General features: G+C 31.0%; 18 protein-coding genes. 2 read left to right on the top strand and 16 right to left on the bottom strand.

Features of this window, described 5'->3' with window-relative positions; translation table 11 throughout:
• Positions 1–11 precede the first annotated feature (11 nt).
• The 5 genes from RYM86_RS11420 to RYM86_RS11400 all read right to left on the bottom strand — a co-directional run bounded on the left by RYM86_RS11420 (position 12) and on the right by RYM86_RS11400 (position 5,506).
• A complete protein-coding gene (locus RYM86_RS11420) occupies positions 12–1,829 on the bottom strand; it encodes a beta-glucoside-specific PTS transporter subunit IIABC (RefSeq protein ID WP_315080586.1) in 1,818 nt (605 codons plus the stop codon).
• 529 nt (positions 1,830–2,358) lie between these two features.
• On the bottom strand, positions 2,359–2,712 hold the full coding sequence (locus tag RYM86_RS11415; RefSeq protein ID WP_315080585.1) for a hypothetical protein: 354 nt from the start codon (positions 2,710–2,712) through the stop codon (positions 2,359–2,361).
• A 36-nt stretch (positions 2,713–2,748) separates the two neighbouring features.
• A complete protein-coding gene (locus RYM86_RS11410) occupies positions 2,749–4,248 on the bottom strand; it encodes a UbiD family decarboxylase (RefSeq protein ID WP_315080583.1) in 1,500 nt (499 codons plus the stop codon).
• 100 nt (positions 4,249–4,348) lie between these two features.
• Positions 4,349–4,930 (bottom strand): UbiX family flavin prenyltransferase, encoded by a 582-nt coding sequence (locus RYM86_RS11405; protein WP_315080582.1) that lies wholly within the window; start codon positions 4,928–4,930, stop codon positions 4,349–4,351.
• 156 nt (positions 4,931–5,086) lie between these two features.
• The gene (locus tag RYM86_RS11400; protein WP_315080581.1) at positions 5,087–5,506 is read right to left on the bottom strand and encodes a transcriptional regulator, SarA/Rot family; all 420 of its coding nucleotides are present in this window, start codon (positions 5,504–5,506) and stop codon (positions 5,087–5,089) included.
• Between the two features lie 386 nt (positions 5,507–5,892).
• On the opposite strand from RYM86_RS11400, the gene RYM86_RS11395 reads away from it, so the two are divergent.
• Entirely contained in the window at positions 5,893–6,168 is a 276-nt protein-coding gene (locus RYM86_RS11395) for a hypothetical protein (protein WP_399547672.1), read from the top strand.
• 554 nt (positions 6,169–6,722) lie between these two features.
• On the opposite strand, the gene RYM86_RS11390 is transcribed toward RYM86_RS11395, so the two are convergent.
• From RYM86_RS11390 to RYM86_RS11370, 5 genes are all read right to left on the bottom strand, one after another.
• Positions 6,723–7,640 (bottom strand): Helicase associated domain protein, encoded by a 918-nt coding sequence (locus RYM86_RS11390; protein ID WP_315080579.1) that lies wholly within the window; start codon positions 7,638–7,640, stop codon positions 6,723–6,725.
• Positions 7,641–8,066: 426 nt separating this feature from the next.
• Positions 8,067–8,522: a hypothetical protein gene (locus tag RYM86_RS11385; protein ID WP_315080577.1), complete on the bottom strand. Its 456-nt coding sequence runs from the start codon at positions 8,520–8,522 to the stop codon at positions 8,067–8,069.
• Between the two features lie 551 nt (positions 8,523–9,073).
• Positions 9,074–10,399 (bottom strand): hypothetical protein, encoded by a 1,326-nt coding sequence (locus RYM86_RS11380; RefSeq protein WP_315080576.1) that lies wholly within the window; start codon positions 10,397–10,399, stop codon positions 9,074–9,076.
• Between the two features lie 113 nt (positions 10,400–10,512).
• Positions 10,513–10,734: a PC4/YdbC family ssDNA-binding protein gene (locus RYM86_RS11375; protein WP_315080574.1), complete on the bottom strand. Its 222-nt coding sequence runs from the start codon at positions 10,732–10,734 to the stop codon at positions 10,513–10,515.
• A gap of 76 nt (positions 10,735–10,810) precedes the next feature.
• Positions 10,811–14,002 (bottom strand): type I restriction endonuclease subunit R, encoded by a 3,192-nt coding sequence (locus RYM86_RS11370; protein WP_315080573.1) that lies wholly within the window; start codon positions 14,000–14,002, stop codon positions 10,811–10,813.
• A 125-nt stretch (positions 14,003–14,127) separates the two neighbouring features.
• Here RYM86_RS11370 and RYM86_RS11365 point away from each other — a divergent pair, with 125 nt between their 5' ends.
• Complete coding sequence (locus RYM86_RS11365; RefSeq protein WP_315080572.1) at positions 14,128–15,150, top strand: IS6 family transposase; 1,023 nt, start codon at positions 14,128–14,130, stop codon at positions 15,148–15,150.
• 141 nt (positions 15,151–15,291) lie between these two features.
• Here RYM86_RS11365 and RYM86_RS11360 read toward each other — a convergent pair whose 3' ends face one another.
• The 6 genes from RYM86_RS11360 to RYM86_RS11335 form a co-directional block, all read right to left on the bottom strand.
• Positions 15,292–15,459 (bottom strand): hypothetical protein, encoded by a 168-nt coding sequence (locus RYM86_RS11360; RefSeq protein ID WP_315080570.1) that lies wholly within the window; start codon positions 15,457–15,459, stop codon positions 15,292–15,294.
• Positions 15,456–15,971: a hypothetical protein gene (locus tag RYM86_RS11355; RefSeq protein ID WP_315080568.1), complete on the bottom strand. Its 516-nt coding sequence runs from the start codon at positions 15,969–15,971 to the stop codon at positions 15,456–15,458. Before RYM86_RS11355 ends, RYM86_RS11360 begins: the two co-directional genes overlap by 4 nt.
• Positions 15,972–16,181: 210 nt before the next feature.
• Positions 16,182–17,399, bottom strand: a complete 1,218-nt coding sequence (locus tag RYM86_RS11350) for a restriction endonuclease subunit S (protein WP_315080566.1) — start codon at positions 17,397–17,399, stop codon at positions 16,182–16,184.
• The gene (locus RYM86_RS11345) at positions 17,389–18,867 is read right to left on the bottom strand and encodes a class I SAM-dependent DNA methyltransferase (protein ID WP_315080564.1); all 1,479 of its coding nucleotides are present in this window, start codon (positions 18,865–18,867) and stop codon (positions 17,389–17,391) included. The genes RYM86_RS11350 and RYM86_RS11345 overlap by 11 nt, the downstream gene beginning before the upstream one ends.
• Entirely contained in the window at positions 18,867–19,595 is a 729-nt protein-coding gene (locus RYM86_RS11340) for a hypothetical protein (protein WP_315080562.1), read from the bottom strand. Before RYM86_RS11340 ends, RYM86_RS11345 begins: the two co-directional genes overlap by 1 nt.
• A gap of 10 nt (positions 19,596–19,605) precedes the next feature.
• Entirely contained in the window at positions 19,606–21,261 is a 1,656-nt protein-coding gene (locus tag RYM86_RS11335) for a restriction endonuclease subunit S (RefSeq protein ID WP_315080560.1), read from the bottom strand.
• Between the last annotated feature and the right edge of the window lie 488 nt (positions 21,262–21,749).

Genomic DNA, 21,749 nt, shown 5'->3' with positions numbered 1-21,749 from the left:
TCAACTCCAATCTAATTTATTGTAAATACATTATCTCTCTTATTAACTTTTTTACTTTCTGCAGTTTCTATCTTGGCATCTGGTCTATTTGTAATAATTACTGCAGTTACTGGATCAAATCCTTCTTCAATAATTTTATCTAAATCAAAACTTAATAATAAATCTCCCTGCTTTACACTTTTTCCAACAGAAACTTCTGGATTAAAATATTTCCCTTTCAAATTCACTGTATCTAATCCTACATGAAATAAAATTTCAGTACCATATTCTGACTTCATTGCTAAAGAATGTTTTGTTTCAAAAATCATTTCAATTGTACCATCTATTGGAGCATATAGTTCTCCTTTAGATGGAATTATTGCAAAGCCTTCTCCCATTAATTTATTAGAAAATACTTCATCTTTTACTTCGCTTAGAGAAATTAATTCTCCTTCTAGAGGTGCATTAAATTTTTCTTTTTTATTTTCAACTTTTTCATCTTCATTACTAGTTACTTCTTCTTTCCATAAAACTGCTACTGCAATAAAAGAAACTACAAATGAAACCACTAAACCTATTATTGCATTCATCAAATTATTTGGTAATGTTTCAGAAATAAACATTGATAAACTTACTAAACCAGGTCCTACTGCTACATATGCTTCGACAGCTTTAATTCCTAAATATGCACCTCCAGTAAAAGCTCCAATCATTACACCATAAAGTACACGTTTATGTAGGATTGTAACACCATATAATGCTGGTTCAGTAATTCCAAATAATGCTGATATACCAGCTGAGATAGAAGTAGATCTTAATGCTTCATCTTTTGTACGAATAGCTACAGCAAAACATCCACCAGCTTCTGAAATATTATGTGCTAACGATGCAGCATTATATATTAATTCTTTCCCTGATTGACCTAAAGAAGTAATAACATAAGGAATCATTGCCTTATGCATACCTGTAGTAACCATAAATGGCAAGAATGCTGCTAAGATTGCTACTGCTATCCAGCCAAATTTAGCAAAAATAAATAAGATTACACTTGCAAACCCTTGCCCAAAATTATAACCTATAGGACCAAGAAGAAGTAACGTTACTGGTACAGTTATAAGTAAAGACATCATTGGAACAAAAAAACTACGAATAACCTTTGGGCTAATTTTATTAAAGAATTTTTCTAGCTGTGAATAACATAATACGCATAATATTGCTGGAAAAACTTGATATGCATATGTTATATTTTGCACTGGTATATTAATAAATAAAGTTCCATCTCCTAGCATCTTGGCTAAATTAGGTGTTAACAGTGCAGCAACAGCAGACACCGCAACTAATGGATTAACTTTCATTTTATTAGCAGTTGTAATAGCTACTAAAATCGGTAAGAAATATAATGGTGCATCACCTACAAAGTTCAATATTTGGTATGTCTGCGTTGTATTTGATAAAATACCGAGCATGTTTAAAAGCATTAAAAGTGACTTTAAAATACCACCTCCAGCTATTGCTGGAATCAATGGTTGAAATACACTTATAACAAAGTCTAAAGCTATTGTACCTATTTTTCTTTTCTCTTTATTATTTTTCTTATTTATTCCTTTATCAGAAATAAGTTTTTTAATCTCATCATATAATTCAATAACAGCGTTTCCCATTATTACTTGACATTGTACATTTTGCTTAACACCTAATACTTCTGGAATATTCTTAAGTTCTTCAACATTTACTTTGCTATTATCAATAATGGAAAATCTTAATCTTGTTGAACAGTGTTCAAGATGTTGAACATTTTCATCTCCACCTACAGCCTTCAATATTTTTGATGCTACCTCTTTATAATTCATATTATTTGTCTCCTCTCATTAAATAATGCTCGCAGACTTTTTTATTTGGCCAAGATAAAAAAGGACTCAAATAAACTAATATAATATTAGCGTATTCAAGTCCTGCCTGCATTACCAGTCACATGCCTGATATTTATATACTTTTTATGTTATGAGTAAAGTGTAGCATGAACTAAAGAAAACGTCAACATTTTTATATTTTTTAGGTATTCGTAAAATTTTTGTGGCAATAACAAAAAAGTTAGGGGTATCTCACTAAATTGTAAATTTTTGAATTTTCGTGGTTTTGATTATGACACTACCCGCGACAATAAAAAACACGACCACCTGTAAGCAGCTATTCAAGCCACATACAAATGGTCGTGGATTTTATGGTGGAGACGAAGCATGACCTCTGAAATCCACTAATAAAATTCATCCCTATTTATTACTAAAAGTAATAATCCATCCTTTTACATATTCAGCATCATATTTTCCTGATGCAACTCCTAATCAAAGATTTATAATATCTTCATCACTACAAACTAGTTCAATTCCGTTTACCTCTAGAAAGCTCCTCTGTAATAAGTGTTTCTTCAAATTTATTTTCTGCCATATCTATTAAAGTTAGTATTTGTGTATAGGTAGCATTGTTAATATGAATACCTACAATAACTGTAACATTAACCTTTAATTTTATTGCTGCAGATTTAGCCATCTTTTCAGCAAGCTCTCCTTCTTTATGATGAGGAAGCTGTTTGCAAGATACGGAAACATCACTTTCCTCATAATATGCTGTTGCAACAGCTCCAATATGTGCTTTGCCACCAGTAACTATAAAAATTATATCTTCTCCTGCAAAATGTGTTTCTACTAGTATGTCTGGAATAATTTCTTCTCTCATTCTAGCAAGCTCCTTTTTATCTTGTATTACGTAACTTTATTTTTGTTTATATAAAAAACCTGCTTTTGTTAATTTGTTCATTGCAGTTTCTTGAACTTCTTTAGGGAATGCTCCTTTATATGAACTTGTAATATGATATTCTTCATAAGGAAGATCTTCTGGCCATAAACAATTATATATACATGATGTAGTCTTAAATACTCTTTTCTCTTCTGAGTCTATATATGGCATTAGACCTATAACTCTGCTATCTGGTCTAAAATAAATTTCTTTAGATGGATGGTTTCTAGTGGCAAATGCCCAAACTACTTGGTTTATATTAGTTGAATCTATATCATCATTTGCAACAATTATTTTAGGTGAAAGGAAAATTCCTTTACAAGCATGTATAGCATCTTCTATCTTCTTTATTAGTTCATCAGAATTACAATTCATTTTTTCTTTCCACTTTTTAGGCATTGTAATTACAAGCCAAGCACAAGCAGATTCAAAAGGCATCCAAGCCATAGTTGCTGGAATCTCATGTTTTCTTAGGCTGTTTAATATTTCCGCACAAGCCCCTATACCCATTACAGAATGGTCATCATCAATTGGTGCTCCTGCTATAACAATAGGGTAAATAGGATTATTTCTATAAGTTATAGCGTCTACATGATATATAGGTTTTTCAGATTTAGATTGCTTTATAAGATACCCTGAATATTCACCCATAGGTCCTTCCATTGCTGTTTCACTTGAAGATAATCTACCTTCAAGAATAATTTCCGAATTAGCTGGAACAAGTATATCATTAGTTTCTGCTTTAATAAGCTCAATAGGTTCTCCATAATATCCACTTATATAATCAGCTTCGTTATTACCTTCTGAAACTAAGGTTGAACCTGCAACAAGTGGAATCATAGGTTCTGTTCCAAAAGCTATAGCAAATGGTGTATCCTTACCTAAATCGGCCCACATTTTTCTTACCTTTCCAATATGTTGTCCACCTGCAACCATACCTACCATAGTTTTTTTATCTTGAATCATAATACGTGCTATTGACCAATTAGTCCATTTTTTATCTGGAGATTGCACCATAATTGTTCCCCAAGTATTTATATAACGTCCACCATCACCATCATGTGCATATGGTACTGGCAGCTTATATAAATCAACAGCTTCACCAACTAATACATTCTCCTTGCAAAAAGCCTTTGAAGCTATTATTGGTTCAACAGGTTTTTGGCTGTATCCTTTGATTAAAGCTTCAAGTATTTCTTTTGCAGTTGCATCAGGCTTCATTCCTATTGATAATGCATAACGTGATAGATATAAATCTTTTTGTCTGCTTACTCCAGCTGGAGCTCCTAAAGCACGAAACCCTTTCTCAATATCTTTAATATTGTTAAAAAGCGGTGCTGGAGCACCATTTTCATTACACCAACGAATAATTGCTCCCATTTCTAAGTTCCAATTAACTTCTTCATTAATTTCCTTTACTTCACCAATTTCTTTTAATCTTTCAATATACTCACGAAAACTTTTAATTCTGTTCATAAGATAACCTCCTAAATTTACATTTTATTTATTTTTTTTAATAAAGTATTTAAAATATATTTCAAATACTTTACTTAGTTTACTGAGATTTTTTATTTTCCTATATGTCTCCCCAACGTTTGACATTACCTGTATCAATTCCAACTAAGCCTAATGCTCTGCCAACTGTTTGATCCACAATATCTGATATAGTCTGTGGTTTAGCATAAAAAGCTGGTACAGGTGGAAAAACTACTGCTCCATTTTCAACCACTGCTTGCATACTACGAATATGTGATAGATTGTAAGGGGTTTCCCTTAACATTAAAACTAGTCGCCTTTTTTCTTTCAATGCAACATCAGCAGCTCTAGTAATTAGATTATCATTAATGCTGTATGCAATTTGAGACAAAGTTTTAATAGAACACGGTGCTATTATCATTCCCATATTTTGAAACGATCCACTTGAAACAGCAGCACCAATATCATCTATGGAATATGTAATTGAAGCAAGCTCTTTTAAATCATTTATTTTTAAATCAGTTTCCAATTGAAGGGTTGCTTCAGCCGCTTTTGATACTATTAAATGAGTCTCAATATTTAAATTCTTTAATATTTCAAGGATTCTAATTCCATAGATAATACCACTTGCACCTGTAATTCCTATAATTAATTTTTGCTTAGTTTCTATTATGACGATCATCCCCTTTTTTTTATTTTTGATAATATTCTTAATCTATTAATGTTTTCTCACTCCATTGTTTAATTCAAATTGTTTGTCAAGACAAGTAATATTGTAAGAAAAATAGAAAAAATAAGTCTTCATATTGGAAAAACATATGAATTTAAAGCAATATTGTTAATTTTTTATAATTTTTTTCAATATTGTCTCCATTGTCAAAATCTCTTGTTCTGAAAGATTTTTAAACATACGTTTTCTATAATCATTTACTAATGGATGCAGCATTTCAATTAACTTCTGCCCTTTTGGGGTAATAAAAACAAGATTATTTCTTTTATCTTTATTATCTGAAACTTTTTTGGCATATTCTTTTAATTCTAATTTTTTTAAAATTCTAGCTATATTTGCCTCATCTTTATACGATTCCTGTGATAATTGCCTTTGTGTTTTTCCCTCTCCATCTACATCAAGTTTGGTAAGTAAAGTAAATTGTTCTGGCGTAATTTCATATGGTGCTAAAACAGAATATAGTGCATTCTTGTTTAAGGCTGCAGCAATGTTTAACATATACCCTAACGAATTCTCAAATTTATGCATATTTTTAAATTCTCCTTTTAAATACTTGTCTTAACAAGTATTTTATTCTTTTCTATTTATTTTGTCAAATTTTTTAGCATCAATCTCACTTGATGTATTCCCTAATTGATAGACACATAGAAATAAAAATAGAAATGAATACAAATGATATGAAATTCCAAAAATATATAATACATAATAAAAGAGAAATGAAAATTGCTCCATATAATAAGTTATTTACTAAGCTACCAGCTGACGATGAAATAGATTAGGCTGTTAATGGAACATTTAATACATCTGAACGTAGAAAACTAGTAAACTTTACAACTTTATGGTATAGAAATTATGAAATCTTTGTTGTTCCTGAGTTTTCTAATATACGGTTTAAAGAGGATTTAAAAGACAAGGTGATTGCAGTTCAAGCAGGAACAGTAGATGGGTCATATGCTAAAAACTTAAAAGAAAAGGGTGAGATAAAGGATTACGTATTATTTCGAAATCAATTAGCTTTATTAAATGAAATTGATTTCGGAAAAATAGTTGCTGGGATGAGTGATGCTCTAACGTTTTCAGATTTAATAAAAAACATCTCAAGCAACATTATAAAAATGTGCTCAACAGCTACTGCAATGACTAAAATATCTGAAACAATCTTCATAATCCCCTCCTTTGCACATTCATAATATTATTTCTTTGTAAGTCTCCATTTTTTACATAAGCATAAGCATATGCCTAAAACTATAAATAACAGATTTTTAGAAAAATACAAAAACTTAAATTTATCTTTTTAAAAGTATTAAAGAATCTGTATGAATTTTGAATTTTCACAATTTAATTTTACTCAATCAAATTGTAACTATCCATATATTATTACTGTAAAGAGTATATAAATTCAATAGCAATTATTCTCTATCTGCAGCCTCTTTTGCCCATATTGATACCATGCTTAGTAATGAAAATACACCAGCAATGTACTTATTAATAAATTTATTTCTATAAAATAACCCACGAAAATCCAAATTTTAGATTTTCGTGGGTTTCATGGTGGAGGCGAACCGTATCGTATCAAATGTACAATATCTATTGAAGATTATAGGCATCGTTAAATATTTTAGACTCCTAGGTAAAGTATATAATTAAAACTCTATATACTTTACCTTAACATTCAGTAAGCCCTACTCTTAGTGCAAATAAAATATAAATATTAAGATTGACCGTGCAATACACATATAAACTACTATATTGCTGGTATCCAATCTTCAAAGAAGTTAATCTCCTTAAGCTTATTAATTTGCATAGCACTTAATTCATGATTTAAAAATTTAGTTACTTGTACTCTTGCCCAATTTCTAGTTGTTGGACCCTGACCATTTCTAATTTTTGTATGACCATGCTTCTCCCAATACTCTTTAAGCTGTAAATAACTTTCATTCCATATTTTTTGTAACGGCTCCCAACAAAACCCTATAGAATCCAACAAACTTACTTTTTCCACTTCTAGCTCTCCCCTTCTCTTTTTCATTCTAAGTTCAGAAACATCTTGTGATAACTTAGCAAATTCACCACAACAAGAATACGGAACTATACAATGTCCTGTTCTATTTTTATATTCTACTAATTGATTAAATATCTTAAGAAAATGCTTGTCACAAATACTAAGTAACCTTCCTGATTTCTTGCTTACTCCAGGATTATAACCTTTGATAAGTTGTTGTATATATTCCCATCCACATAAGGTTACATTTTGTACTTCTAATCTTTTAGCTGGAGTGGTAAACCCTTGAACAGATATAATCATATACTTATCACACTTATATTTTAGTGCTCCCTTCACTAGAAAGGTGTTAAATTCCTTTAATGCATTAGTTCTATTTAAGGATCTACTATGATTTTTAACTTGTATACATACGCTAACATCTTTAGTATATTTATTTGTATATATTATTAAATCTACCTTACCATCATCAGCACCACCTACTACTTCAGCACAGTATCCATTTCCTGTGTATAATTCTCTTAAATAATATTCTAATATTACACCTTTAATATGAATATCCTCTTGGTTTGATAGTACCTCTTTTATCTTGTCTATATCATACTTCTTAGTTAGTTTAATTAGTCTATTTAAAATTTTTCTTAATTTAATCTCATTCATAACATGCCGCCCTTTTATATGAGTAATATATATTTATTCTGTTATAAAACTACAAAATTTATTCTTATTTTCCTATTAAAGTACCACATGTTAGGATTCACTCTTTAGTTAATAACAGAAAAACCTAGAAGCTTTACAACTTCTAGGTTTTCTATGTGTGTCAGAGAATATCCGAGCTCCTGACCAACTGGTTCGCAGTTAGTTTTATCATCTAACAATGATTGATATATATATTCTCGATAGTCATGCTAACTTGTACTATCTAGCTAGTAAAGATACATTAAATTATACTGATTACCTTGCTTGAATGCACTCTATACTCTTGGTATTATAATAATTGTCGTAGGAAATAGAATATGTATCATCTACACATGCCATTTTATAGTAAATCATTTAAAAGCCTCCCTATGTAGCAATAGACGACTGCTAATTCCCTAGCATCTCCAACGCTTTTAGAATAAATACGAAACCACATTCTAACCCTTTCTGAGTCGCAAGAGCTAACGTAGCCTTCTTTATTTCGTCAACTTTATTAACATGACCATTATCTTTAATCTTTTCTAGTTGCTGTTCAATTATAGCAAGATTAGCCTCTGTAATCTTATTACTAATAACTATAGTTTGAATTAAATCTTCCATAGATAGAACTAATCCATCTGAGTTGTTCTTTATAGCAAGCACATTTTCTGCAATAGTCTTTAACCATCCATCACGCAGATTTTCTTTTCTTTGCCGCTCCCTATGGAATTCTTCTATTTGTTTATTAATAACAGAATGGTCAATTATAGGAACTTGAAGTTTTGACAACTCAAATTTAGATAAATCAAGATCTTTAAGTAAATTTCCCATATTAGGTATATCAAATTTATTATTATCTTCCATATAATCACTCCTTTGTCTTCATTTATTCTACAGAGAGATTAAAAATCCTTTTGTATCACAGTTCGCTAAGCTTTGGAATAGAGCAACTTTCTATTTTACTTATAAGTTTATAAATAAGCTTAAGATTACTACAATGTTGACGCTGCCCCTTATAGATAAACAAATGTAGATATATCTACATTTGTAGGTAGACATATATATATATTTATATATATATGTTTAAGGACTCATTCCACACTAATCATTACATTCAAACTCTCATGTCTAAAAAACATCATATAAATTCTCGTAGTACTAGGATATATTCTATGATAATAATTTCATAGTTTCAAGCCCCACCCCTTTGAAGTACCTATTACTTATTAGGTTGCCATGGAACCAGTCCACAAATAAGTTCTTCTGATAAAGAGCAACAAGACAAAACACCCGATACCAATATTACACCTAGTGTTTTGTTTTGCTTATATGTTATAACTATTGTAATTACTCGTCTATGTGTTATAAATATGATTATTCATCTTCTTTACCTGTGTTTTACATTTTAAAAGTTCTTATCTTAATATACTCAAGTATTTAACCATTAGTGATACTGGTATACTCTCCTTATTTATTAATCTAACTGCCTCTTTATATGCCGTTCTACACCTTGAATGAGACTTTATTCGATCTGCAACAATACTATTGCTATTCTCTATTTTAAGCATAATCTCTATTTCCTTAGGTGTAAAATTCTTTATAATTTCTTCATAATACTTCAATGCAGCTCTACACTGTCCATATTTATTCCCCACATAGCATGTTACAACAACTATTACAAATTGTTCTTTTGCTGATTCTGGTACCTGATTTGACTTAGTTAATTCAAGCAATCTTTCTGCAAATGGTGTTTCATTATAGAAATTATCATAGGCCTGATGCACTCCCATTAATCTACCACAAGCTTTTGAAACTATAGTATGTCTCTCTATTTCTGTGAAGTAACTTATAAGACCTAGCTTTTCAAAAAACTGTTGAGATGCACTATATTTGTCTGTTTTATCCTTTACTTGATATTCATAATGCCTATTTAACAGTTCAGATATTGTGTTAGACGTAAACTCATCTTTGAAATTGATACATATATCAATCGAATTTAACCTTGTTTGTTCACTTGATGACGAATCACAATATAATCCATGTAACATAGTAAAAATGACATCTCTTTGTGCTTCATGTGTATTATTAAGTCTAGTTATCCATGCCTGTTTCTGCGTTTTACTAAATCTTGCACTTCTAATAGTTCTCATAAAATCGCTTATGTCAACGCCTTGTGGATTAATTGTAGTTGATAGAGCATACTTAGCGCATCTGCTGATATATACTATCAATTCTCTATCATCAATTAAACCCATATTGGGATGAGCTGCTGAAAAGTTATTTCTCATATCTCTACATTGATCAAGAAAATAAAATCCTTCCTCTGAAATCAAGTTTATTTTTAAGCATAATTCAAGCAATTCTGAATCTTTCATATCATATAAATTCTTTTCTTCAAATTGCTTTTGTAATATTTGTCCAACTACATTATATCCAAAATCCTTAACCTTTTTTCTTAAATTATTTATAGATGCATTCCATACATAATTTATAGATCCATCAAATAGTCCTACTGAAGTTGCTATACACATTCTAGCTAACAATTCTCCTCGTAGTTCTAGTGGAATTTTGCTTAACTCTCTTGGCAACCCATTCCATGCATATACTATCTCTTCATCACTTGCTAAAACTTCTCTTGGTACGTTTAATGCTTCAATTATCTCTCTAACAGCTGGTAATGTTCCGCATTCCACTTTGGGCAATATTAATTCATTTTTTGGTAATACTAATTCATTCTTCATAATCTCAATCCCCTTTAATATTCAATATTGTCTTAAGTTTTGTACAAACTTTTGATCAATCCCTTTATTTCACTTAATTTTTTATAAATAGCTCTTAACTCCTAATTTTTAAGTTATAAATCCATACCATTAAGTATATCTTTAAGCTTCTTCAATTCATCTGCTGATAAAGTAACTCCCTTACCCATTTTTTCATGCTCAGGTGCCCACTCCCTCAAATCATATTTAGCTTCTTTACCATTCCAACTAATTAGGTTTAATTCCTTCTTCCAACCTTTTGCTGATTCTGATATAGTTCCTAATTCTTTTTCTATTTCAAACTTAATATCTGCCATAATTAATACCTCCATTCCTTTAGTTAATATTCATATAAGCAGAAATATTAACTAACATCTCTGCTTATATTATTTGTTAATAACCGCTTCTTTCTTCTGCAACCTTATCAGCATAAAAATTATCTTTAGTACTTGGTGCATACACTACTTCATTAGAACACATAAGCTTTGTTTGTTCCATTACAATATCTACTGCCTTCATTGTCTTATCTGGTGGATAACCATATTTTTTAAGCAGCCTTTTAATTGTCATCTTCATCTTAGCTTGCACACTTTCACGAATTGCCCAATCAACACTTATACTTCTTTTTATGGAAACAGTTAAATCTCTAGCTATTTGCTTTAGTATATCTTCACCCATAATTTCACGAGCAGATTCATTGTCTGATAAAGCATCATAAAATGCTAATTCATCAGGAGTAAGCCCTGTGGACTCTCCACGTTTTTTTGCTTCTGTGATTTCTTTTGCAAGTTCTATAAGCTCCATAATAACTTGTGTAGTTTCGATGGTTCTGTTTTGATACTTTATAATAGCAGCTTCTAGTAATTCAGAGAATTTCTTAGACTGCACAAGATTACGTTTAGAGAAAGATTTAATATTACCTTTTAGCAATCTATTAAGTAGTTCTACAGCTAAATTTTTCTGCTTCATTCCTTTAACTTCTTCAAGGAACTCATCTGACAGAATAGCAATGTTAGGTTTATTAAGTCCAACTGATCCTAAGATATCTACTACTTCATTTGAAGATATTGATTTAGATATCAGTTGATTTAATTCATTATCAAGCTGTGATGTTGTTTTCTTCTTGTTATTATCGTTAATCATTTTAACAATACTTGCTTTAACTGCCTTATGGAATCCAACCTCATCATTCAATCTTTCTGCAATGTCTGTTGTTGCACATAGGGAATATGCTCTTGCAAGTTCTGTTACTAGCTTAATATAATCATTCTTCCTATCTTCTCTAAGTCCAATGATAAAGTCCATTGTTTCTACAATTGCTTGCATTTTTTCACTAGCTTTACCAGTAAAGAATTTACTATAGTCATGTCCATGAAGTAACTCTTTAATTAGGTCGTGTTTTTCAAGAAGTACCATAGATGCAACTTCTGTATCAACTCCTGTAGTCTTTTTATCACTTTCTGTATACTGTGAAAGTGCTTCTTTTAAGTTTTCAGCAATTCCTATATAATCAACAACCAGTCCACCTTGTTTTTCCTTAAATACTCGATTTACTCTTGCTATGGCCTGCATCAAGTTATGACCTTTCATTGGTTTATCAATATACATAGTGTGCATACTTGGTACATCAAACCCTGTAAGCCACATATCACGTACAATAACAAGTTGTAATTCATCATTTTTATCTTTCATACGTTTAGCCAGTGTCTCTCTGTTTGATTTTGTACCTATAAAAGGTTGCCACTCAGCTGAATCTGATGAGCTACCTGTCATTACTATTTTAATTTTACCAGCCATTAAATCATCACTGTGCCAATCTGGACGAAGTGCTGTAATCTCTTTGTATAAATCAATAGCAATTCTTCTGCTCATGGCAACTATCATGCCTTTACCACCTTCAGTTTCTTGAGCTTCTTGACGTTTTTCAAAATGTTCAACAATATCCTTTGCAATTAACTTAACTCTTTCACCTGATCCAACAATAGCTTCAAGTCTTGCCCATTTACTCTTTAACTTTTCCTTTTGACCTACCTCTTGATATTCTGTGATTTCATCATATTCAGTATCAACCTTAGGCTTTAATTCATCTGGAAGTTCAAGTTTAGCAATCCTACTTTCATAGAAGATCTTAACAGTTGTACCATCTTCCACAGCCCTTGTCATATCATAAACATCAATATAATCTCCGAATACTGCACGAGTATTTTTATCAGTAAGTTCAACTGGTGTACCAGTAAATCCTATATAAGATGCATTAGGTAAACTATCACGCATATATTTTGCATAACCGTATTTTACATCAGCACCATTTTCACCTTTTACAATATCTGCACCAAATCCATATTGACTACGGTGTGCTTCATCAGCCATTACTATGACGTTTTTACGGTCTGTAAGTACAGGTGCAGCATCACCTTTATCTTCTGGCGCAAATTTATGAATAGTTGTAAATATAATTCCTCCACTGGTCCTATTGTTAAGTAAATCCCTTAGATTTGTTCTATCTGTAGCTTGAACTGGTGTAGTTCTAAGTATATCTTTGCACTTTAAGAATGTACCAAACAGTTGGTCATCAAGATCATTTCTATCTGTAATAACCACAATAGTTGGATTTCCAAGTTCTGAACTAATTACAAGCTTTGCTGCATAGAACACCATAGATAAACTTTTTCCACTACCTTGAGTATGCCAAACAACACCTATTCTTCTATCACCACTTTCCATAGTGGCACGTTCTGTACTTTCTACTGCCTTGTTTACAGCATGGTATTGATGATATCCTGCAAGTATTTTATAGGTATCCTTACCATCACTTTGGAATAATACAAATTGCTTAATAATATCAAGGAAACGGTCTCGCTGAAACATTCCTTTAATTAATACTTCAAGTTGAGGAATAGATACTGGTGCAACATCCTCACCATCAATGGTACGCCATGCCATAAACCTGTCCTCATCAGAAGTTAAAGTACCAGCTCTTGCATTAATTCCATCACTAGTTACCATAAATGAGTTATAAGTAAACAAAGAAGGTATAGTCATCTTGTAAGTTTGAAGCTGATTATAAGCATCTGTTATATCTACATTCTCATCACTAGCACTTTTAAGCTCTATAACTACTAATGGAATACCATTTACAAATACAATTACATCTGGTCTTTTTTCCTTTCCATGTTCAATAATTGTAAACTGATTTGATACCATAAACTCATTATTTAGTGGCTTTTTAAAATCAAAGACATAAATCTTTTCAGTCTTATAACTAGCATCCTTCTTCTTTACTTGAACATCTATACCATCAGTTACCATCTTTTGAAATGCTTTATTATTCATAAGTAAACTTGGACTTTGTGGTATTGAAATCTTACGATAAGCTTCCTCAATAGCATCACTTGGCATTTTAGGATTAATCCTTGAAAGAGCATCCTTTAGCCTTTCACTAAGTATAACATCACTGTAATCCTCACGTTCTGAATACTCTCCCTCAGGAGCAATATCAGGAGCAAAGACTAACTCGTAGCCTAGCTCCTCAAACCACTCAAGAGTAGCTTCCTCTAAGTGTGATTCACAAAAATTATTTTTCATTTACCATTTCCCCCTCATGATAAGTTCGATCTGTTAAGTTATATGAACATTGCTCTTCTCAACCTTAGGAAATACAATAAGTTTGACAATAATTAATTATCCCCCTAAAAAAGGAGAGAAGAACAATGAGCAAAACTAATATAAAATGTCCTCGCTGCCATTCTGATAAACTATATAAGTTTGGTTTAGATAAGCAGGCTAATCAAAAGTATCAATGTAAAAAATGTAAGCGTCAATTCGCACCTGACTCCATCAGTTCCCCGATAATATCTAAATATCCTAGATGTCCTAAATGTAACAAAGCAACCTACTTGCATCACGAATATAAACATTATAATCGCTACAGATGCGGAAATAAGAAATGTAACCATGTAATAGTTAAACATCATACATGCAATATAGATAAAGCCTCTAGTGAACTGATTATCGGCTCCCTTTCTATGAAAGGTATGCGATTTCCACTACATGTTATATTAACTGCATTAACGCTATATTTTTTAAATAATTCATCAACTAGAGCTATATCTCAGTTCTTGATGATAAACTCTGGTATCAAGGTATCTCACGTTACAATAGCTAGTTGGACTAATAAATTTGCACCTTTTTTCAAACAAAAGGCTGATAAATTTAAAGCTAGTCTTGATTTACAATCTAACGATTGGCACGCTGATGAAACTGTTGTATTTATTAATGGTGAAAGATATTATCTTTGGTTAGCTATAGACTCAGAAACTAGATTTATTCTAGCTTTTCATTTAACTAAATCAAGAAGTTCTGATTCAGCATACACATTAATAAATGAAGCTAAAAGCTTTGGTGAGCCCACTAATTTTATAACTGATAGACTTCCTTCATATAATGAAGCTGCCGCTACGATTTTGCCGAATACAATGCATACACCTGTAGCACCTATGTCTAGTGATACCAACAATAACTTAATTGAGTCATTCAATAAAACTTTTAAAGCATGGTATAAAGCTAAAAAAGGCTTTAACTCATTTGAAAAAGCTAATAACTTAATATACCTTTTTATATTTCACTATAACTTTATAAGGCCTCATGGTTCATTAAATGGCTTAACTCCAGCTGAAGTTGCTGGTTTCGTCAGCGATAACTTAAATAAAACATCTTGGTTTTCAGCGGCATAAATTAAACTTAATACCTTTGATTAACCTGCAAAAATCCATTTTATTGCAGGCTTATTTGCCATGCAATAAAATATTCAAACTTATATAATTTTCAAAGAGCGAGTAATTCTATGAAAAATTAATCTATTTTTTCATAACAGCTTAACAGATTCGATAAGCTGAACATTTAATACATCTTTGCCCATTATAAAGTTCAAAACCTTTATAAAACTTACAACCAGAACATTCTTTATCAATTATTGGTTGATCATTTTCTGGACAACTATCAGCATCAATTGCCAATAGATCATATTTATTTACTTCTTTCATTTTATTGCACCTCCAATATCCAATTCACTTTCAAAATGTTTAAATAGAATACATTTTTCCTCTCTAAGTTTCATCTCTAATTCCCCCATTTTTTTGTACATCTCATAAAAATTATAATGCCTATATTCATCTGATATTATTGCAACATATAATTCCTTATCATCACATAACTTCTTAAAGTTTTCTTCTTGTAAATCTGTTATTTGATCATGTTCATATCCTTGAACAAATGATTTAATTTCAGTAATAAAATCACTATCATCTACATCTCTCTCAATTAACTCATAGATGTAGTTTATATCGTGGCATATAGATGAAATTTCATTAATTGTTTCTACTACTTTTGACAATTTTTCATAGCATTCATCTGTAAATAGATATTTTACTTTCAATATATTAATTTCAATATCTTTATTGTAGTTTACTTTTGATACCACATTATTCAACTTATCAAATGGTTGCGAAATTCTATTATATTTATCATCTAAAATACTCTTAATGCTATTATACAAATCAAATCTATCATTAAATAATTGAATATTTACATTTTGCTTCTGTATTTCACTATTTTGCTTAAGAGTTTCTTCAGTAGCTTTTGCACTTTTACTATTTGCACTATAAATATAGTAGCCACTACGTAAATAGTAGTCAGTACAACCATTATAAATCCTTGATTGTTATTACACCAAGTGGATTGTAGTATTTAACAATTCCAATGGCTATTACGCCTCCTCAGTTGGCACTCTTATTTCACCACTCATTAACTTTGGAAGTAGGGTATCACGAATATAATTCAACTTTTTATTTTCAAGTAAGTTTTTTACATACATTTGTATTACTGGGTTTAGTAAAATACAAAATTCACTAACAACCTTGTGATTATATGGAAACTTCAGTCTTTTTAAATCACTAACCGTAACATGTCCAAGGCCTGTTGTTTGCTTACTACTTGCTATTCTTGTAAACTCTGGTTTAAAAAATTTCAATAATAAATATAAAAAACAATAATCATTGTTTTTTATAGAAATTTTAAAAGTATGTTGGTTTAGAATTGCATCACCACAACACCATATAAAGGTATCTATTGAGGTTTGTGGGTTTCCCGACCAAGAAAACAAAATATCACCTGTTTTAATATAATATTTTTCATCTTTAGTTCCAGAAAAATATTGTGTCGCACTTGTTATTCCGTTTTTTAGCTCAGTGATTTTTACAATAGGACAGCCCCTATCAGAGTACTGATCCTTTTTAAATGAAGTTCCGTTAATATATTCAGCAAAATCGTAAAGAGCTTTTTCACTCCACCCCTTAGGAATCATGCCTAACTCACTACCCTCAAACTCCCCATCTTGAAATGGCTCAAAGTCCACAAACCAGTTTTTGAAAATAGCCTGTGCCATTTCTTCAAGGGTTTTGTTGATACGATTGTTTAGCTCTATTTTGTCATCAAGGCAAGATAGAGTATCAGCTATGGATTTTTGTTCTATAAGTGACGGAAGCAATACTTCTGTACTTTGCAACATATCCTGTTGCACACGTTGTCTACCTGATGAACCAACCATTGATTTAATGGCAATGTCTCTAAACTTAGGACTTATTGATAAATAGTAAATATAATCCTTATTAGTCACTCCTACCTTTTCTCTTAAAACTATATATTCAGTAGATCCAAAACCTACCTCATTATCATCTAATATTGTGACTTGAGATGTTTTCCCATTTTCAAGACAAGGGGTAATACGTGCTAATAATGTATCACCATTTCTAAATTTTGTCCCTCCTTTAAACTCAGCAAATTCATAGTTATCTATAAATTTAGTGAAAGGTTTTAACTTTTCCATTGCTATTTTCTTAGCTATTTGCTTTTTAGGGATGCTTTCCCGAGGGTTAAAAGTTACTACATCTCCTAATACAACCTCTTTCCATTCACTAAAGCTCATACCCAATCGCCCCCAATCGCTTCTTTATCTCATCTTCTAAAAGGTGAGATTTAGCAAACATCTCAGCAAGGTCACCAGTAAGTCTTGTCATCTTCTCATCAAATGGCTCTCCATCATCTTCTACTTCTTCGATACCTACATATCTACCAGGAGTTAAAATATATTCATGATCTCTAACTTCTTCAAGACTAGCACATTTACAGAAGCCTTTAATATCTTCATATTCATTTTCATCACGCCAAGCATGATATGTATCGTATATCTCTTTTATTTCTTCATCTGATAACTCTCTATGCTTACGAGTAACCATTGTACCCATTTTTCTAGCATCAATAAATAGAATCTTATCTTTTCTATTTTCTCTTTTTTTAGAAACAAACCATAAGCATACCGGAATTGTTACATTATAAAAAAGGTTAGTTGGCATTGTTACAATACAATCTACAAGTCCTGCTTCTATAATGTTTTTTCTAATTTCAGCTTCTGCCTTTGTTGTAGTACTCATAGAACCATTAGCTAATACAAAACCTGCAATACCTCTAGGTGATAACTTGCTTATCATATGCTCTATCCAAGCATAGTTAGCATTATTTTGTGGTGGAATACCATGTTTCCAACGTACGTCATCTTGCATTAATGTATAATCACTAATGTTGAAAGGTGGATTAGCTAAGATATAATCTGCTCTTAGGTTTTTATGAAGATCATTACCAAAGGTATCAGCATCTCTTTCACCTAAATTTCCATCAAGTCCACGAATGGCAAGGTTCATTTTGCAAAGTCTCCATGTTGTAGCTGTATATTCTTGACCGAATATGTGAATGTCATCTTTTCTTCCTTGATGTTCTTCTACAAACTTTCCTGATTGTACAAACATACCACCTGATCCACAACAAGGGTCATATACTCTGCCTTTGAATGGCTCAATCATTCCTACAAGAAGTTTTACAATTGATGGTGGCGTATAAAATTCCCCTTCAGAACTTCCAAATTTCCCTAGGAAATATTCATAGACACGTCCTAGTACATCTTGTGCTCTTGATTCTTTGCTACCTAAATCAAATGAGAATAAATCTACAAGCTCACCTAGCTTTGCTTTATCTATTTCAGGTCTTGCGTAGTTTTTAGGAAGTACTCCTTTTAAAGAAGCATTTTCTCTTTCAATTGCTATCATGGCATCATCAATTATTTGCCCTATTGTACTTTGTTTTGCACTTTGTTTAATAAATTCCCATCTAGCACTTGGTGGCACGAAGAATATGCTGTCTTCTGCATAAGCATCTCTATCTTCTTCAAAACCATCACCTTCTGCTAATAACTCTGCATATTTTTCTTCAAATGCATCGGATATATATTTTAAAAATATAAGACCTAATATAACATGCTTATAGTCACTACTCTCTATATTCCCTCTTAGCTTATCTGCCATTTCCCATAGCCTATTTTCAAATTCTAAATTTACCGCCATTACTTTAATCCTCCATTATTCTTATTTAATTCTGTATAATCGGCTCTAAAATAAACTATATAGTCAGTAATCTTTATATTGTATTTTCTTAGCATCTTAATAATAATTTGTTTAATAGAATTAGCGCTTAGATTGCTCTCAATATAAATATCAGCACATTCTAGCTTTCTAGGTTTGCGTATGTTATTCTTTGAAACTGAAAAATAGCTCTTTTTTCTTCCGTTCATGTTCTTGTCATATATAAAGCTTTTAAATATTTGTGAATCTATTTTACACAAAATTTCACATGTTAATAGGAATACATCAATCCAAGTTGATACTTTCATTTCATTGTCTTTTAGTTTAAAACTTATAGGTCTCTTAAACTCAAAATCCTCATATAATGCATGCGGTATGGTATGATCAACAACATATTTGTTATAATCAGGTATCACTCGTTTTTCTTCTTCATCAGTTTGTTCAATAACATCTTCCTCTTTTTCATTAGTTTCTAGAGATGCTATTAGATTAATATTTTTATCATAAATTTCACATATTTTAGAATGCATATCTATATAGTTAGTAGCTCTCTCATGATTTCTATCATCTAAGGCTTTAGTAACATCTTCATTTATATTACCTAATAATTCATCAATAACTATATTTACTAATCCAAGACTTTCCCCAATATCCTTTACTCTCTCAGGATAACTTTTACCAATAGATTCAATTAATTCTTTATTAAACATACTAATCCCCCTATATTAATTTATTGTAAAGTTTGTTTTTTATATTATCCCATCTACTTTCTGCCTTACTTATAACAGCTTTATAGATGTTCAATTCTTCATTGTAATTTTTTATCATTTCCTTCTGCTCATTTATAGATAGTAATGGTATCTCCATTTCCATAATATCTGAATGATTAATATTCATTATGGTTGTTCCCCTTTGGAAACTTTTAATAATTGCCATACCAATAGGACTTTCAAAAAATATTTTTATATATTCACCAAGTACTTTTTCCTTTGGTCTAATTACAATTACATTAGCTGAAGCAATAATCAGCTTATCTTGCTGTTTAAATACTGCTGATTTGATAGCTGTGCCTCTACAAGAAATCAATACATCATTATTTATTAGTTCATATCTCTTAATTTTACGTTCTTCTTCATCAATGGTACCCATACAGTCATAGTTAATCTCTCCATTTTCTATATTGGATATATTAAGAACTGAAATACTTCCAACTGTAGTATCCTTCTTTAAAATAGATTTACCCCTAAAGACTTCTGCTACATTTTTAAGTTTTACCTTTTCTAAGTTAGAATTTTTAAACTTTTGTATATTTTCATCATCACCAGAAAGTAGAAGTTCTACCCTCCAATCCTCATGAGACAAAAATTCTTTAGTTTTTATTTGTTTTTTGTCTTCTATAAGCAGAGAACCAAAAACTTGCTTTTGGTGTGAATCGCTTACTCCTATGACGTTAGGAGTAGGAGCTTCCTTATAGAATATTTCATTATCTGGTTTTAATGTTCCTATTTCAATTTCATCTTGTTTACATTTAGTAAGAGTAAATAAGTAAGTTTTAATAGCTGTTGATGGCCTAAAAGTACCTTCTGGCAATATAAATATACTTTTTACATTATAATTATTTGTTATAAACGCTCTTAGCTTTTCATAACCCATGCTAGTAAAAGTTATCTTTGCAGGCACAATGATATCTAAAGTGCCTTTTTCATCTAAATGCTCTAGCATATTTTCCATAGCTATACCATCACTATCTCTTGTAATAAACTTACGTAAAGCATTCTCTGGCTTGTATCCAAAGGTAGGCAGTGAGTATATATAGTCGAACTTCTCATCTATCAAACAATCACTGTATATGGACTCAAATATTATTCTAATGTTTTGATAATCACTGAATATGAGCTTTAGAAGTAAATACATTTGCTTTGATTCAGTAGTTAATGTACTTTCTACATTCGAAAACTCGTCTGCAAATTCCTTTAACCCTGCTAAATGTTTCTCAGCCTCAGTTATAAGTATTTTTTTAGGATTAACCTTTTGTGCCTTATCTTTTATATATGTTGTTAGATAACTTGGTGAAATAATAGTTCCCATTCTATCATCCTTAAATATTTCAAGGGTAAAGTCTACAATATCAATTTCTTTTAAAACTTCATAAATATCTACAAAGTCATCTCTATCTGCTGGGAAGAAGCCTAGCTCATCTTCTGTTGTCTTTTTCATAAATCGAAACAGCTTATCTTTATCATATGTGTTTTTATTGTTTAGCTGCAATTCTTTCTCTGTTAATTTAACTCTTAACATTTCATTTAAGAGCTGTTCTCTGGTAACTATTTGTCTTTGGTATAACTTATTTAAAGCTACATCTATATTTATATTCAAGGTAATCCTCCTTTCAATATTTTTAAATTAGTATAATATATATTGTACTGTTTGAAATTTAGTATGTCAATACTAAAATACTGATAGTAATTAAGTGTATATAAATAAATCTCTCATATATACACAAAAAAACTATATATAAATTCTCCCAGTACCAGGCTATATGTATTGAAGTCAATTCTATAGTTTAATGCCCCACCCCCTCCTGAGAAGAAAGTTAGATAAGTTCACGATTGTCTTATTCTACCAATACTAAGCTCTTACCGTAGTCATTAGACACTCTATCATCACTAAAGCCAAACTGGTACCGTCGCTCTGTATCCAATAACACTATCCATATTCCTTCGGAACATCTGCTGATACTGCTACATATATGGCATTTATTCCTACGTCATATTTTGCATAATATTGTATTCCCCTAATTTATCCTTGTGCTATTATACTCTCTATTACCAGAACCATTTGATATCAACATCCCCCAAACTAAC

Origin of the sequence: uncultured Clostridium sp., from assembly GCF_963527835.1 — a bacterium.
In the GTDB taxonomy this organism is placed as follows: domain Bacteria; phylum Bacillota; class Clostridia; order Clostridiales; family Clostridiaceae; genus Clostridium.
Note: the sequence above shows the minus strand (reverse complement) of the source record. Positions and strands in the feature narration are given on the sequence as shown.